The 12,944-nt window shown below is 59.6% G+C and carries 14 protein-coding genes; 8 read left to right on the plus strand and 6 right to left on the minus strand.

Going from position 1 to position 12,944, the window contains the following annotated elements; genetic code table 11:
- The first annotated feature begins 39 nt into the window (after positions 1-39).
- Positions 40-1,050, plus strand: a complete 1,011-nt coding sequence (gene glpX / locus ACRAWE_RS23220) for a class II fructose-bisphosphatase (RefSeq protein WP_432525943.1) — start codon at positions 40-42, stop codon at positions 1,048-1,050.
- Between the two features lie 194 nt (positions 1,051-1,244).
- On the opposite strand, the gene emrD is transcribed toward glpX, so the two are convergent.
- Positions 1,245-2,429, minus strand: coding sequence for a multidrug efflux MFS transporter EmrD (emrD, locus tag ACRAWE_RS23225; protein ID WP_004931102.1), 1,185 nt, complete (start codon positions 2,427-2,429; stop codon positions 1,245-1,247).
- A 297-nt stretch (positions 2,430-2,726) separates the two neighbouring features.
- Here emrD and ACRAWE_RS23230 point away from each other — a divergent pair, with 297 nt between their 5' ends.
- Both ACRAWE_RS23230 and fpr read left to right on the plus strand, forming a co-directional pair.
- Positions 2,727-3,338: a helix-turn-helix transcriptional regulator gene (locus ACRAWE_RS23230; protein WP_004931104.1), complete on the plus strand. Its 612-nt coding sequence runs from the start codon at positions 2,727-2,729 to the stop codon at positions 3,336-3,338.
- Between the two features lie 3 nt (positions 3,339-3,341).
- Positions 3,342-4,088, plus strand: a complete 747-nt coding sequence (gene fpr / locus ACRAWE_RS23235; RefSeq protein ID WP_004931107.1) for a ferredoxin--NADP(+) reductase — start codon at positions 3,342-3,344, stop codon at positions 4,086-4,088.
- Positions 4,089-4,096: 8 nt separating this feature from the next.
- Here fpr and ACRAWE_RS23240 read toward each other — a convergent pair whose 3' ends face one another.
- Complete coding sequence (locus tag ACRAWE_RS23240; protein WP_004931108.1) at positions 4,097-4,516, minus strand: DUF805 domain-containing protein; 420 nt, start codon at positions 4,514-4,516, stop codon at positions 4,097-4,099.
- A 199-nt stretch (positions 4,517-4,715) separates the two neighbouring features.
- Here ACRAWE_RS23240 and ACRAWE_RS23245 point away from each other — a divergent pair, with 199 nt between their 5' ends.
- Both ACRAWE_RS23245 and tpiA read left to right on the plus strand, forming a co-directional pair.
- Positions 4,716-5,300 carry a DUF1454 family protein gene (locus ACRAWE_RS23245; RefSeq protein ID WP_021504458.1) on the plus strand — a complete coding sequence of 195 codons (585 nt, stop codon included), beginning with the start codon at positions 4,716-4,718 and terminating at the stop codon, positions 5,298-5,300.
- Between the two features lie 127 nt (positions 5,301-5,427).
- Positions 5,428-6,195: a triose-phosphate isomerase gene (tpiA, locus tag ACRAWE_RS23250; protein WP_004931113.1), complete on the plus strand. Its 768-nt coding sequence runs from the start codon at positions 5,428-5,430 to the stop codon at positions 6,193-6,195.
- Positions 6,196-6,260: 65 nt separating this feature from the next.
- Here tpiA and ACRAWE_RS23255 read toward each other — a convergent pair whose 3' ends face one another.
- The 4 genes from ACRAWE_RS23255 to cpxP form a co-directional block, all read right to left on the minus strand.
- A complete protein-coding gene (locus tag ACRAWE_RS23255; RefSeq protein ID WP_432525944.1) occupies positions 6,261-7,250 on the minus strand; it encodes a sulfate ABC transporter substrate-binding protein in 990 nt (329 codons plus the stop codon).
- Between the two features lie 186 nt (positions 7,251-7,436).
- Positions 7,437-8,399, minus strand: a complete 963-nt coding sequence (gene pfkA / locus ACRAWE_RS23260; protein WP_004931116.1) for a 6-phosphofructokinase — start codon at positions 8,397-8,399, stop codon at positions 7,437-7,439.
- Positions 8,400-8,630: 231 nt separating this feature from the next.
- The gene (gene fieF / locus ACRAWE_RS23265; RefSeq protein WP_063918328.1) at positions 8,631-9,533 is read right to left on the minus strand and encodes a CDF family cation-efflux transporter FieF; all 903 of its coding nucleotides are present in this window, start codon (positions 9,531-9,533) and stop codon (positions 8,631-8,633) included.
- Positions 9,534-9,666: 133 nt separating this feature from the next.
- Positions 9,667-10,146, minus strand: a complete 480-nt coding sequence (cpxP, locus tag ACRAWE_RS23270) for a cell-envelope stress modulator CpxP (protein ID WP_063918327.1) — start codon at positions 10,144-10,146, stop codon at positions 9,667-9,669.
- Between the two features lie 148 nt (positions 10,147-10,294).
- Between cpxP and cpxR the strand changes: the two genes are divergently transcribed.
- Genes cpxR through trmL form a run of 3 tightly spaced genes read left to right on the plus strand, consistent with a single transcriptional unit; the run spans position 10,295 to position 12,901 of the window.
- Positions 10,295-10,993, plus strand: coding sequence for an envelope stress response regulator transcription factor CpxR (cpxR, locus tag ACRAWE_RS23275; RefSeq protein WP_004931124.1), 699 nt, complete (start codon positions 10,295-10,297; stop codon positions 10,991-10,993).
- Positions 10,990-12,384, plus strand: coding sequence for an envelope stress sensor histidine kinase CpxA (gene cpxA / locus ACRAWE_RS23280; RefSeq protein ID WP_019452223.1), 1,395 nt, complete (start codon positions 10,990-10,992; stop codon positions 12,382-12,384). The genes cpxR and cpxA overlap by 4 nt, the downstream gene beginning before the upstream one ends.
- Before the next feature lie 43 nt (positions 12,385-12,427).
- Positions 12,428-12,901, plus strand: a complete 474-nt coding sequence (gene trmL, locus ACRAWE_RS23285) for a tRNA (uridine(34)/cytosine(34)/5-carboxymethylaminomethyluridine(34)-2'-O)-methyltransferase TrmL (protein WP_019452222.1) — start codon at positions 12,428-12,430, stop codon at positions 12,899-12,901.
- Positions 12,902-12,944: the final 43 nt, after the last annotated feature.

Raw genomic sequence — 12,944 nt, forward strand, 5'->3', positions numbered from 1 at the left:
TGTCGATATTTTCCTCCCTTTCTCACAGACAGGTTTGCCATGAAACGTGAATTAGCCATCGAATTCTCCCGCGTTACCGAAGCCGCCGCGCTGGCGGGCTACAAATGGCTGGGGCGCGGCGACAAGAACGCCGCCGACGGCGCGGCGGTCCACGCCATGCGCATCATGCTCAACAAAGTGGATATCGATGGGCGCATCGTGATCGGCGAAGGCGAGATCGACGAAGCGCCGATGTTGTATATCGGCGAGCAGGTCGGTACCGGCCAGGGCGACGCGGTCGACATCGCGGTCGATCCGATCGAAGGCACCCGCATGACCGCCATGGGCCAGTCCAATGCACTGGCGGTATTGGCGGTGGGCGATCGCGGCACCTTCCTGCACGCGCCGGACATGTACATGGAGAAGCTGGTGATCGGCCCGGCGGCGCGCGGCGCCATCGATCTCAACCGGCCATTGGCCGAGAACCTGCAGAACGTCGCCGAACGACTGGGCAAACCACTGTCGCAGCTGACGGTGATCGTATTGGCCAAACCGCGCCACGACGGCGTCATCGCGCAGATGCAGCAATTGGGCGTGCGAGTATTCGCCATTCCTGACGGCGACGTAGCGGCCTCCATTCTCACCTGCATGCCGGAAAGTGAGGTCGATGTGATGTACGGCATCGGCGGCGCGCCGGAAGGGGTGATCTCAGCCGCGGTGATCCGCGCGCTGGACGGTGACATGCAGGCGCGTTTGCTGCCGCGTCATGAGGTGAAAGGCGACAGCGCCGAAAACCGCCGCATCGGCGAACAGGAGTTGGCCCGCTGCCGGGAGATGGGTATCGAAGCCGGCCAGGCGCTGCGTCTGGATCAGATGGCGCGCAACGACAACGTGATCTTCTCCGCCACCGGCATCACCAAGGGCGATTTGCTGGAAGGCATCAGCCGCCAGGGCAACATGGCCACCACCGAAACGTTGCTGATCCGCGGCAAGTCGCGCACCATCCGCCGTATTCGTTCGACCCACTATCTGGATCGCAAAGACCCGGCGCTGCACGAGTTTCTGCTGTAACGAAACAGGGCGCCGAATGGCGCCCTGATGATTGATGACAAACCTCATGCCCTTGCCGTGTTGGCAGAGAACAGCGAATAAAAAACAAGGAAAATCAATTTATTGATTTTCGGCTGATAACCACAAAGGGGAGAAAAACCCCGCTTTTTCTCCCCTTTGTCAACGGTATGAGGGCGCCGAATGGCGCCCTGTCGTTATGCGGTATGCCCCTGATGCTGCATACGATTGGACAACGGCCACCAGCACAGCAGGATCAGCAGCGCCATTGCGAACATCAGCAAGCCGAGGCTGAACTGCCCGGTTTGCGGCAACATGGCGGACAGCCAAGTTGCCAGACCGGACCCCATGTTCTGCATCCCGCCCACCAGTGCGCCCGCCGCGCCGGCCAGGTAAGGGAACGGCTCCATCGCCCCGGTGGTCGCCAGCGGGAACAGCATGCCGGCGCCGAAGAAGAACAACGCGGCCGGCACGATCAGCGTCCAGATGTTCATCACGCCGAACCAGCCCGGGATCCACATCATCGCCCCCGCCAGCAGGCAGCTAATCACCGAATGCCACATCAGCGTGTGGAAGGTCTTGCCGTCGCGCCCGGCGTACCAGGCGCCGAAAAACGCCGCCGGGATCGGCAGAATGAACAGGATGCTGACGGTCAGCCCACTCAGCCCCAACACGCCACCCATCAACACGCCACAGCTGGCCTCGAATACCGCAATCCCCGCCAGCGCGCCGATCAGCATCACCAGATAGCAGCTGAAGGTGCTGTCACCCAGCAGCTGGCGGAAACTGGCCAGCATGCGGCGTTTTTCCGTTTGCACCGGGCGGGTTTCCGGCAGCCAGCGGAACATGGCGAAGGCGACGCAGGCGCACAGCGCCAGCAGGAAGGCGTAGCAGGCGCGCCAGCCGAACACCATCGCCAATGCGCCGCCGATCACCGGCGCCAGCAGCGGGCTAACCAAAATCCCCATGTTCAACAGGCTGTTGGCGTAGCGCAGGGCGGTGCCGGCATACAGATCGCGCGGCATGGTGCGCGCCATCACGCCCGCCACGCCGGTGCCCATGCCCTGAATCGCGCTGGCGGCAACCAGCATCGTCAGGTTGGTGGACAGCAGCGCGCCCAGCGCACCGACCAGGAAGATCATCATGCCGGTCAGGATCACCGGGCGGCGCCCGATACGATCCGATATCGGCCCGTAAATCAGCTGGGAGAAACCGTAGGTCAGCAGATACGCCGCCATCACCCGTTGCACGGCGCCGGTGCGAACCGACAGATCGTGGGCGATATCAGCAATAACGGGAACATAAATGGTTTGCGCCATCTGGCCGACGGCGACCAACAGGATAAGCATCACCAGCAGGTGAAAATTCTCTAGTTTTCTCATTATCTTCGTTAACGTTTCAACTCGTCACAGCGTCCCGGTATGGCCGTTGCAGCAGCCAGAACGGCGAGCAGCCCTCTATGGCGGCATAAACTAATCAAATCTGATTTTTTTAGCGAGTTTCAGGCAGATATTGATCCAGGTCACACTGGCAGCAAACCCGACCAGGCTCGTAAATTAAACTGTACGTCTAACGCTTTGGAGTTAAAAATAGCGCCCTTGCAGTAGCCGCGCTTTAGCATTTAATCGATAATTATTTTCATCAACTTGAAATAAAATAACACCATAGGGATTTGGTTCATGAAAACACCTGAGCTGATTTTATTGCAGTTAAAGGCTCTCGGCCCGCACTCGGCCAAAATGCTGGCGGAGCGTCTGGACATCACGCCGATGGGCATCCGACAACATCTGCAATCCCTGGAAAAACGTGAGTTGGTTTGTTACGAAGAAGCGCGCAGCAAGGTCGGCCGCCCGACGCGCTACTGGTCGCTGACAGCGCGAGGGCACGCTTTTGCGGCCGCCGATCAGGAACGGCTGCGGGCATCCGCGCTGCGGCTGTTTGGCGGCGCCGGCGTGGAACCGTTGCTGAACGCGCGCGAAGAGCAGCTTTATCTGCGTTATGCCGAAGAGCTGTCTGCCGAGCGCAGCCACCAAGAGCGGTTAGCCCGATTGGTGCGTCTGCGGCAACATGATGGTTACATGGCTGAATTGCTCGATCATCCGCACGGTGCGCTGTTGGTGGAAAACCACTGTCCGATCGGCGTGGCCGGTTCCAACTGCAGCAGCCTGTGCAATTCCGAGCTGCAGCTGTTTCACCGCCTGTTCGGCAACGACTACCGGATAGAGCGCACCACGCACGCCATTTCCGGCTCACGACATTGTGCTTATTTGATTCGACCACGGGAGCTTTAGAGTATGGCTGAATGGGTAAACGGCAAGGTTACGCAGGTAAAACAATGGACCGACGGGCTGTTCAGCCTGGTGGTCAATGCCCCCATCGATCCTTTCACCGCCGGGCAATTCGCCAAACTGGCGCTGGAGATCGACGGCGAACGAGTGCAACGCGCCTACTCCTACGTCAATGCCCCCGATGACGCCAACCTGGAGTTCTATCTGGTGACGGTGCCGGAAGGCAAACTGAGCCCGCGCCTCAATCAGCTGCGGCCAGGTTCGGATGTCATGGTGACTAAAGAAGCGGCCGGATTCTTCGTGCTGGATGAGGTGCCCGACTGCGACACGCTGTGGATGCTGGCGACCGGCACCGCCATCGGCCCCTATTTATCGATTCTGCAGCAAGGCGTCGGCCTGGAACGCTTTAACAACCTGGTGCTGGTGCACGCCGCGCGTTTTGCGCGCGATCTGAGCTACCTGCCGCTGATGCAGCAACTGCAGCAACGCTACAACGGCAAGCTGCGCATCCAGACCGTCGTCAGCCGTGAAGAGACGCCCGGTTCACTGACCGGCCGCGTGCCGGCGCTGATCGAGGACGGCCGGCTGGAAGCGGCGATCGGCTTGACCATCGACGCCGAAACCAGCCACGTGATGCTGTGCGGCAACCCGCAGATGGTGCGGGACACCCAGCAAACGCTGAAAGACCACCGCCAAATGCGCAAGCACCTGCGCCGCAAACCGGGCCACATCACCAGCGAGCACTACTGGTAACCCGAGGATCAGCGGAACTTCACCGGTTCGGCTTCCGGGCCGAACCGATTGTCTCCCGGCGTGCCGACGAAGGCGCCCAGATCGATAGTCATCATCACGATAATCAGCGTCGGGATGAAACGCCCGACGCCCCATTGCCAGATCGGCGCCAGCATTTGCCAGTTGCCCGCCGCCAGCATCCACGCCAGGATCAGCAGCAACGCCCACCAGCCGGCCTTGTTGCGATCGTGCAGACGTTTGACCAGCACCGCCGCCGTCGGCCAGAGCAGCGCCACGATAAAGAAGGCGATGGATTGGATGGCGATCAATTGATAATTGGCCAGCGTAAACGCCGCCGCCATCAGCACCAACCACAGCCCCATCCAGATCCAGAAGTCGCGCCGCCCGATGCGGCCCTTAAAAGAAAAACACCACTGTTGTAACGTCATCGATTCCTGCGCTCTAAGCCTGCCCATATTCTGCGCCGCAGTGTAACATAGGCGCTGCCGGGCCGAGTTTTCCGCCTTGCATAACGCGGCGCGCCGCACAGCTTTCTCGTCAGCGAACCGATAATGGCGTGGGATCTTTGACAAGGCCTGCGGGTTATCGCTTTAATCGGAGCCATCTTTGTCCTTGATGCCATACGCCATGCTGAGAAAAACCCTCGCCATCGCCTGCCTGCTGCAGGCCGCCGCCAGCGCCTGGGCCGAACCGCCCGCCGCCGAAGCGAAACCGACCGCGCCTTACCTGCTGGCCGGGGCGCCGACCTTCGATCTGACGGTGGTCAAATTCCGCGAGAAATACAATCGCGACAACCCCAAGCTGCCGATTGGCGAATTCCGCGCCATTCCCGCCGCCGAAGACGATTCGCCGCTGCTGACGCGCGCCGCCAGTAAACTCAACGAAAACCTGTACGCCTCCACCGCACTGGAGAAAGGTACCGGTAAAATCAAAACGTTGCAGATCACGCATCTGCCGCTGCAGCAGGCCAATGAAGAAAAAGCCGCGCGCGCCATCGCCATCAACTACATGGCGGCGCTGATGCGTCAGTTCGAACCGGCGCTGACGGTGGAACAGAGCCAGAACAAGGTGAACAGCCTGCTGGAAAAAGGCAAAGGATCGCGTTTTTACCAACAGCAGGTCGGCGCCATTCGCTATGTCGTCTCGGACAACGGCGATAAAGGCGTCACCTTCGCGGTTGAACCGATTAAGCTGGCGCTTTCCGAGCCGTAACGGCGCGGCATTTAATGACGAAAAGCAAAGCCTTCGCGCTTAATGATCTCTATACTGTTGGGCAGGTAAACTGCCGGTCCGGCAGTTGTCATTTCGACTCTCGCGTTCCCTAGTTGGAGGAAAAAACATGCGTCATCCATTAGTTATGGGTAACTGGAAGCTTAACGGCAGCACTCACATGGTCAACGAACTGATCGCCGGTCTGCGCAATGAGCTGAGCAGCGTTGACGGCTGTGGCGTCGCCATCGCCCCGCCGGTGATGTATCTGGATCAGGCCAAGCACGCGCTGGCCGGCAGCCGCATCGCGCTGGGCGCGCAGAACGTGGACGTTAACCTGTCCGGCGCCTTCACCGGTGAAGTTTCCGCCAACATGCTGAAAGACGTCGGCGCCCAGTACATCATCATCGGCCACTCCGAGCGTCGCACCTACCACAAAGAAAGCGACGAAGTCATCGCCGAGAAATTCGCCGTGCTGAAAGAAGCCGGCCTGATCCCGGTGCTGTGCATCGGTGAAACCGAAGCGGAAAACGCCGCGGGCAAAACCGAAGAAGTGTGCGCGCGCCAGATCGACGCCGTGCTGAAAACGCTGGGCGCACCGGCGATGAAAGGCACCGTGATCGCCTATGAGCCAGTCTGGGCCATCGGTACCGGCAAGTCCGCTACCCCTGCGCAGGCGCAGGCCGTGCACAAATTTATCCGTGATCACATCGCCAAGCACGATGCCGCGGTTGCCGCTGAAATCATCATCCAGTACGGCGGTTCGGTGAACGACAAGAACGCCGCGGAGCTGTTCTCTCAGCCGGACATCGACGGCGCGCTGGTTGGCGGCGCCTCGCTGAAAGCCGACGCTTTCGCCGTGATCGTCAAAGCCGCTGCCGCAGCGAAAAAAGCCTGATTGCCTTAGGCTTGCCATAAAAAAACCCCGGCTTGCCGGGGTTTTTTATTGCCGCTCAACCGGCATCAGCGTTTGCTGATCTCATCGAACACGCCGCCGGTGGCGAAGTGCACCTTCTGCGCTTCGGTCCAGCCGCCGAAGGTGTCATCCACGGTGAACAGCTTCAGCTGCGGGAACTGCCCGGCAAACTTGGCCGCCACCGCCACATCGCGCGGACGGTAATAGTGCTGCGCCGCGATGGTCTGCCCTTCCGGCGAATACAGATACTTCAGATAGGCGGTCGCCACGTCGCGGGTACCACGCTTATCAACCACCTTATCCACCACCGACACCGTCGGTTCGGCCAGGATCGATTCGCTCGGCGTAATAATCTCGAACTTGTCTTTGCCCAGCTCTTTCTCCGCCAGCAGCGCTTCGTTTTCCCAGGCGATCAGCACGTCGCCGATGCCGCGCTCAACGAAGGTGTTGGTCGAGCCGCGCGCGCCGGAATCCAGCACTTCGACGTTCTTGTACAGGTTTTTGACGAAGTCCTGCGCCTTGGCCTTATCGTTGTTGTTGTGGTGCAACGCGTAGCCCCAGGCGGCCAGGTAGTTCCAACGGGCACCGCCGGAGGTTTTCGGGTTCGGGGTGATCACCGACACGCCCGGCTTGAGCAAATCGGGCCAGTCGTGAATTTGTTTCGGGTTGCCTTTGCGCACCAGGAAGACGATGGTCGAGGTGTAAGGCGCCGAATTGTCCGGCAGGCGTTTGATCCAGTCTTTCTCGATGCGCCCGCGTTCGGCGATGGCGTCGACGTCATAGGCCAGCGCCAGCGTCACCACGTCGGCCTCGATGCCGTTGATCACCGAGGTCGCCTGTTTGCCGGAGCCGCCGTGCGACTGGCGCACCGTCACCTTGTCGCCGGTTTCCGCCTGATAGTGCTTACTGAACGCTGTGTTGTAAGCCTGATAGAACTCACGCGTCGGATCGTATGACACGTTCAGCAATTGAATATCCTTCGCCATGGCGCCGGACGCCAACAGCACCAATGTCAGACCTACACCCCATTTACGCATCGACAGGCTCTCCCAGAAAATTAAGCGCAACCTCAATCGGTTGATTTAGCATCAGAGCCTGCCAGAAACTGTCTCGGCAATTAAAGAATAAAAAATTGTGGGATAGATGATTCCGGAATATATCGCCGACGGGCATAAAAAAGCCCCCGCGAGCGGAGGCTTTTTTGTCGTGCGGTGAGCGGCGTATCAGTACAGTTTTTTCGCCGTTTCCAGCCAGTCGCCCTTGAACGGACGCTTCATGTTTTCGATCGCGTCGATGATGTCGTGGTGCACCATTTTTTCGTTCTGGATACCGACGCAGCGGCCGCCGTAGCCCTGCAGCAGCAGCTCGATGGCGTAGGCGCCCATGCGCGAGGCCAGGATGCGGTCATAAGCGACCGGCGAACCGCCGCGCTGAATGTGGCCCAGCACGGTGGCGCGGGTTTCACGCTTGGTTTCCTGCTCGATGTGGCGCGCCAGCTCATCGATGTCGCAGATGTGCTCGGTGATCGCCACGATGGCGTGTTTTTTACCCTTGGCGATACCGGCCTTGATTTCGCAGACCAGGTCTTCGCGGTTGAATTCGATTTCAGGCAGCACGATGAATTCGCAGCCGCCGGCAATCGCCGCCGCCAGCGTCAGATCGCCGCAGTAACGGCCCATCACTTCCACGATGGAGATACGCTGGTGCGAAGAGGAGGTATCGCGCAGGCGGTCGATCGCTTCCACCACGGTTTCCAGCGCAGTGAAGTAACCAATGGTGTAGTCGGTGCCGGCAACGTCGTTATCGATGGTGCCCGGCAGGCCGATGCACGGAAAACCTTCTTCCGTCAGTCGCTTGGCGCCCATGTAGGAACCGTCGCCGCCGATAACCACCAGCGCGTCGATGCCGCGATTCTTCAGGTTTTCAATCGCCTTGGCGCGCACGTTCTCATCCCTGAATTCCGGGAAGCGGGCCGAGCCGAGGAAGGTGCCGCCGCGGTTGATCATGTCAGACACGCTATAGCGGTCCAGCTGCTCCATGCGATCTTCGTACAAGCCAAGGTAGCCATCGTAAATACCAAAAACTTCCAGACCTTCTGAAAGCGCAGAACGCACAACGCCGCGGATTGCAGCGTTCATACCCGGCGAATCACCGCCGCTCGTCAGTACACCGATTTTCTTGATCATGACTACCTCTGAACTGTGTAGATGCAATTTCTTAAGAATTCTGTCTCCGCCGATCGTCTTGGAACCTCTCCGGCTGCAGAAAACCAGCTTTACGGCTTATTGCTGGATATTATATCAAAAACACCCAGCTGAATTGATTCAAGTCACGCAATATAACGGTAAAAACACCGCATGGCACGCTGAGCTAACTCAGATATTCATGATAATACTTCGATCTGTGCCTCTATCTGATTATAGCTCCCAATGCCCCCGCCTACCCGGCGGCACCACGGAGCACGGATCCAGGTGAATGATGACGTCTGCCCCCGCAAAACGGTGCCGCAACGCCTGTTCCACCTGATCGGCCAACCGATGCGCCTCGCGCAGCGGCAGCGTGTCGTCCATCTCCAGATGCAGCTGGATGAAACGCGTCGGCCCCGACTGCCGCGTGCGCAGATCGTGCGCGCCTTTCACCCCGGGCCAGGAAGAAACCACTTCGATAATCGCCTGGCGCTCGTCATCCGGCAACGCCCTATCCAACAACGACTGCACCGCTTCATAGCCCATGCGCAGTGCGCTATAGAGGATGTAAACGCCGATGCCCAGCGCGAACAGCGCATCCGCCCGCTGGAAGCCGTACCAGCTTAGCCCAAGAGCGATAAGAATAGCACCATTCATCATGACATCTGACTGATAATGCAGCATATCTGCGCGCACTGCCTGACTGCGCGTTTTTCTGACCACCCAGCGTTGATAAGTCACCAAAACCAGGGTGCTGACCAGCGCTATCACCGTCACGACGACGCCGATGCCGGGATCGCGCAGCGTTTGCGGCGCATACAGATGCTGAAAGCCGGTGAGGAACAGAAACAGGGCGGAACCGGAAATAAACATGCTTTGCGCCAGCGCCGCCAGCGACTCCGCTTTGCCGTGGCCGAAAGTGTGTTCGGCATCGGCCGGCTGCAGCGAATAGCGTACCACCAGCAGGTTGGTCAGCGATGCCGCGATATCGACCAGCGAATCCACCAGCGCCGCCAACAGACTGACCGAACCGGTGTGATACCAGGCGACGATTTTAATCAACAGCAGCGACGACGCCAGCGCGGTAGCGGCCAACGCAGCGGACTTCACCAGGCGTGCATAGCGCTGTTCCATTATGGGGGCCCCGGTCAAAAGGTGTGGCGCTCAATATAGCGAAATGCCGGATAAAAAAAACCCCGCCATCATGGCGGGGAAGACAGGGATGGTGTCTATGGCAAGGAAAAACAGGGGACTACTCAGTCGTACTTCACTTCTGGGCAGAAGCTTGTTGCAAACCAGAAATTTGTTGCTCCATCTGCTGCATACGCTGCTGATGTTTCTGGTCTAAAACACTTTTTTGCTCTGGCGTCAGCAGGTTATACATTTGGTTGCGCACCCGGGCCATTTCCACCTGGCGCTTGACCTGCTGTTGGGCCATCTTTTCCGCCTGGGCATACACGGCGGCTTCATCAAATTTCTCTGCGGTCACCAGTTTATGCATGGCTTCCATTTCAGCTACATTGACACCAGGCAGATCATGCCGGGCCTGGCGCATCAAATCGCGCATTTGTTGGCGCTGCTGTTCGCTGAGGCTGACACCGTCAAACATGTGGTGCTGGCCGGGTATTCGGGTCATCGCGTCGTTGCCGGGAGGTTGGGCTGCATCCGGTATAGTGTCGGCAGCGAAGGCAGCGGTCGAACCAATTGCCAGCAGTGATGCCATAACTAATGCGGTCGCCTTACGCATTTCAACTCCTCAAGCTTTCTCACTTTGCGAATCAACGAGGAGCAGTGTACCGCTACACCTGAAAACCTGCGTCAGTGCATGTAAAACTACGTAAAGTCATGGAATGGCAACAGTTGATGACGTATTTTGCGTCTGGAGGTAAATCATAATGAACAAGATTCTGTTAGTTGACGACGACCGCGAGTTGACCTCGCTGTTAAAAGAACTGCTTGAAATGGAAGGTTTTAATATCGTCGTCGCGCACGATGGCGAGCAGGCGTTGTCGCTGCTGGACAGCTCCGTCGATCTGCTGCTGCTCGACATCATGATGCCGAAGAAAAACGGCATCGATACGCTGAAAGAACTGCGCCAGCATCACCAGACGCCGGTCATCATGCTGACCGCGCGCGGCAGCGAGCTGGACCGCGTGCTGGGCCTGGAGCTGGGCGCCGATGATTACCTGCCGAAACCCTTCAACGATCGCGAACTGGTCGCGCGTATCCGCGCCATTCTGCGCCGTTCCAACTGGAGCGAACAGCAACAGCAGGTCGACAGCGGCGCCCCGACGCTGGATGTCGATGGCCTGCAGCTGAACCCCGGCCGCCAGGAGGCCAGCTTCGACGGCCAGGTGCTGGATCTGACCGGCACCGAATTCACCCTGCTGTACCTGCTGGCGCAGCATCTTGGCCAGGTGGTGTCGCGCGAACTGCTGAGCCAGGAAGTGTTAGGCAAACGCCTGACCCCGTTCGATCGCGCCATCGACATGCACATATCCAACCTGCGGCGTAAGCTGCCGGATCGCAAAGACGGGCATCCGTGGTTCAAAACCCTGCGCGGGCGCGGTTATTTGATGGTATCTGCAACATGATCAATAGTTTGACGGCACGCATCTTCGCCATTTTCTGGTTCACGTTAGCCCTGGTGCTAATGCTGGTGCTGATGGTGCCCAAGCTCGACTCCCGCCAAATGACCTCGCTGCTCGACAGCGAGCAGCGGCAGGGGTTGATGCTGGAACAACACGTCGAGGCCGAACTGCAAAACGATCCGGCCAACGATCTGATGTGGTGGCGCCGCCTGTTCCGCGCCATCGACAAATGGGCGCCGCCGGGCCAGCGCCTGCTGCTGGTCACCAGCGAAGGCCGAGTGATCGGCGCGCAGCGCAACGAAATGCAGATCGTCCGCAATTTCATCGGCCAATCCGATAACTCGGATCATCCGAAGAAGAAAAAGTACGGTCGCGTCGAGCTGGTGGGGCCGTTCGCAGTGCGAGACGGCGAAGACAACTACCAGCTGTACCTGATCCGCCCCGCCAACAGCCCGCAATCCGATTTCATCAACCTGATGTTCGACCGGCCGCTGCTGCTGCTGATCGTCACCATGCTGATCAGTGCCCCGCTGCTGTTGTGGTTGGCCTGGAGTCTGGCGAAACCGGCGCGCAAGCTGAAGAACGCCGCCGATGACGTGGCGCGCGGCAACCTGAAGCAGCACCCGGAGCTGGAGGCCGGCCCGCAGGAATTCCTGGCCACCGGCGCCAGTTTCAACCAGATGGTCAGCGCGCTGGAACGCATGATGAACGCCCAGCAACGGCTGATATCGGACATCTCGCACGAGCTGCGCACGCCGCTGACGCGCCTGCAGCTGGCCACCGCGCTGATGCGCCGCCGTCACGGTGAAGGCCACGAGCTGGCGCGCATCGAAACCGAAGCGCAGCGGCTGGATTCGATGATCAACGATCTGCTGGCGCTGTCGCGCGGACAGCAGAAGGGCGAACTGGCGCGCGAACAGCTGAAGGCCAACGAACTGTGGGCCGACGTGCTGGACAACGCCCGTTTCGAAGCGGAACAGATGGGCAAACAATTGGAGATCGTCGCACCGCCCGGCCCGTGGACGCTGTTCGGCAACGCGAGTGCGCTCGACAGCGCGTTGGAAAACATCGTGCGCAACGCCCTGCGTTATTCGCATACCCGCATCGCCGTGGCGTTCAGCGCCGACAATCAGGGCGTAACCATTGAAGTGGATGACGACGGCCCCGGCGTCAGCGCCGAAGATCGCGAGCAGATTTTCCGTCCGTTCTACCGTACCGATGAAGCGCGCGACCGCGAGTCCGGCGGCACCGGCCTCGGCCTGGCTATCGTCGAGGCAGCGGTCAACCAGCATCGCGGCTGGGTGAAGGCGGAAGACAGCCCACTGGGCGGGCTGAGGCTGGTGCTGTGGCTGCCGCTGCATCATCAACGCCTATCGGCTAAGACAGAACAGTAAGAGTTTGCTATCCTGCGCCCCTCGTTCACGAGGGGCCTGCAACATGCTGAACATCGTTTTATTTGAACCTGAAATCCCACCCAACACCGGCAATATCATCCGCCTGTGCGCCAATACCGGCTTTAATCTGCACCTGATCGAACCGCTGGGTTTTCCGTGGGACGACAAGCGCCTGCGCCGCGCCGGGCTGGACTACCATGAGTTCACCCGCGTCCGCCGTCATGCCGACTACGCCGCCTTCCTCGCCGCCGAAAATCCGCAGCGGCTGTTCGCCCTCACGACCAAGGGTACCCCGGCGCACAGCGCCGTCAGCTATCAGGCCGGCGACTACCTGCTGTTCGGCCCGGAAACCCGCGGGTTGCCCGCCGATATCCTTGATGCGCTGCCTGCGCAGCAAAAAATCCGCATCCCGATGCAGGCGCAAAGCCGCAGCATGAACCTGTCGAATGCCGTCGCGGTGGTGGTTTATGAGGCCTGGCGGCAGCTGGACTATGCCGGCGCGTTGATCAAGGCGTAATCCGCGACGACGCGCCATACTGGAAGTGGCATCGCTGCGATGC

Origin of the sequence: Serratia sp. BFP-2025, from assembly GCF_050880365.1 — a bacterium.
Taxonomy (GTDB): domain Bacteria; phylum Pseudomonadota; class Gammaproteobacteria; order Enterobacterales; family Enterobacteriaceae; genus Serratia; species Serratia surfactantfaciens.

Coding starts and splice junctions, on each gene's coding strand:
- fieF (WP_063918328.1), bottom strand. CDS start 9,533: ATGGAACAGCGCTATGCACGCCTGGTGAAGTCCGCTGCGTTGGCCGCT.
- ACRAWE_RS23240 (WP_004931108.1), bottom strand. CDS start 4,516: ATGACGTTACAACAGTGGTGTTTTTCTTTTAAGGGCCGCATCGGGCGG.
- cpxA (WP_019452223.1), top strand. CDS start 10,990: ATGATCAATAGTTTGACGGCACGCATCTTCGCCATTTTCTGGTTCACG.
- tpiA (WP_004931113.1), top strand. CDS start 5,428: ATGCGTCATCCATTAGTTATGGGTAACTGGAAGCTTAACGGCAGCACT.
- ACRAWE_RS23255 (WP_432525944.1), bottom strand. CDS start 7,250: ATGCGTAAATGGGGTGTAGGTCTGACATTGGTGCTGTTGGCGTCCGGC.
- glpX (WP_432525943.1), top strand. CDS start 40: ATGAAACGTGAATTAGCCATCGAATTCTCCCGCGTTACCGAAGCCGCC.
- ACRAWE_RS23230 (WP_004931104.1), top strand. CDS start 2,727: ATGAAAACACCTGAGCTGATTTTATTGCAGTTAAAGGCTCTCGGCCCG.
- cpxP (WP_063918327.1), bottom strand. CDS start 10,146: ATGCGTAAGGCGACCGCATTAGTTATGGCATCACTGCTGGCAATTGGT.
- emrD (WP_004931102.1), bottom strand. CDS start 2,429: ATGAGAAAACTAGAGAATTTTCACCTGCTGGTGATGCTTATCCTGTTG.
- pfkA (WP_004931116.1), bottom strand. CDS start 8,399: ATGATCAAGAAAATCGGTGTACTGACGAGCGGCGGTGATTCGCCGGGT.
- fpr (WP_004931107.1), top strand. CDS start 3,342: ATGGCTGAATGGGTAAACGGCAAGGTTACGCAGGTAAAACAATGGACC.
- trmL (WP_019452222.1), top strand. CDS start 12,428: ATGCTGAACATCGTTTTATTTGAACCTGAAATCCCACCCAACACCGGC.
- cpxR (WP_004931124.1), top strand. CDS start 10,295: ATGAACAAGATTCTGTTAGTTGACGACGACCGCGAGTTGACCTCGCTG.
- ACRAWE_RS23245 (WP_021504458.1), top strand. CDS start 4,716: ATGCTGAGAAAAACCCTCGCCATCGCCTGCCTGCTGCAGGCCGCCGCC.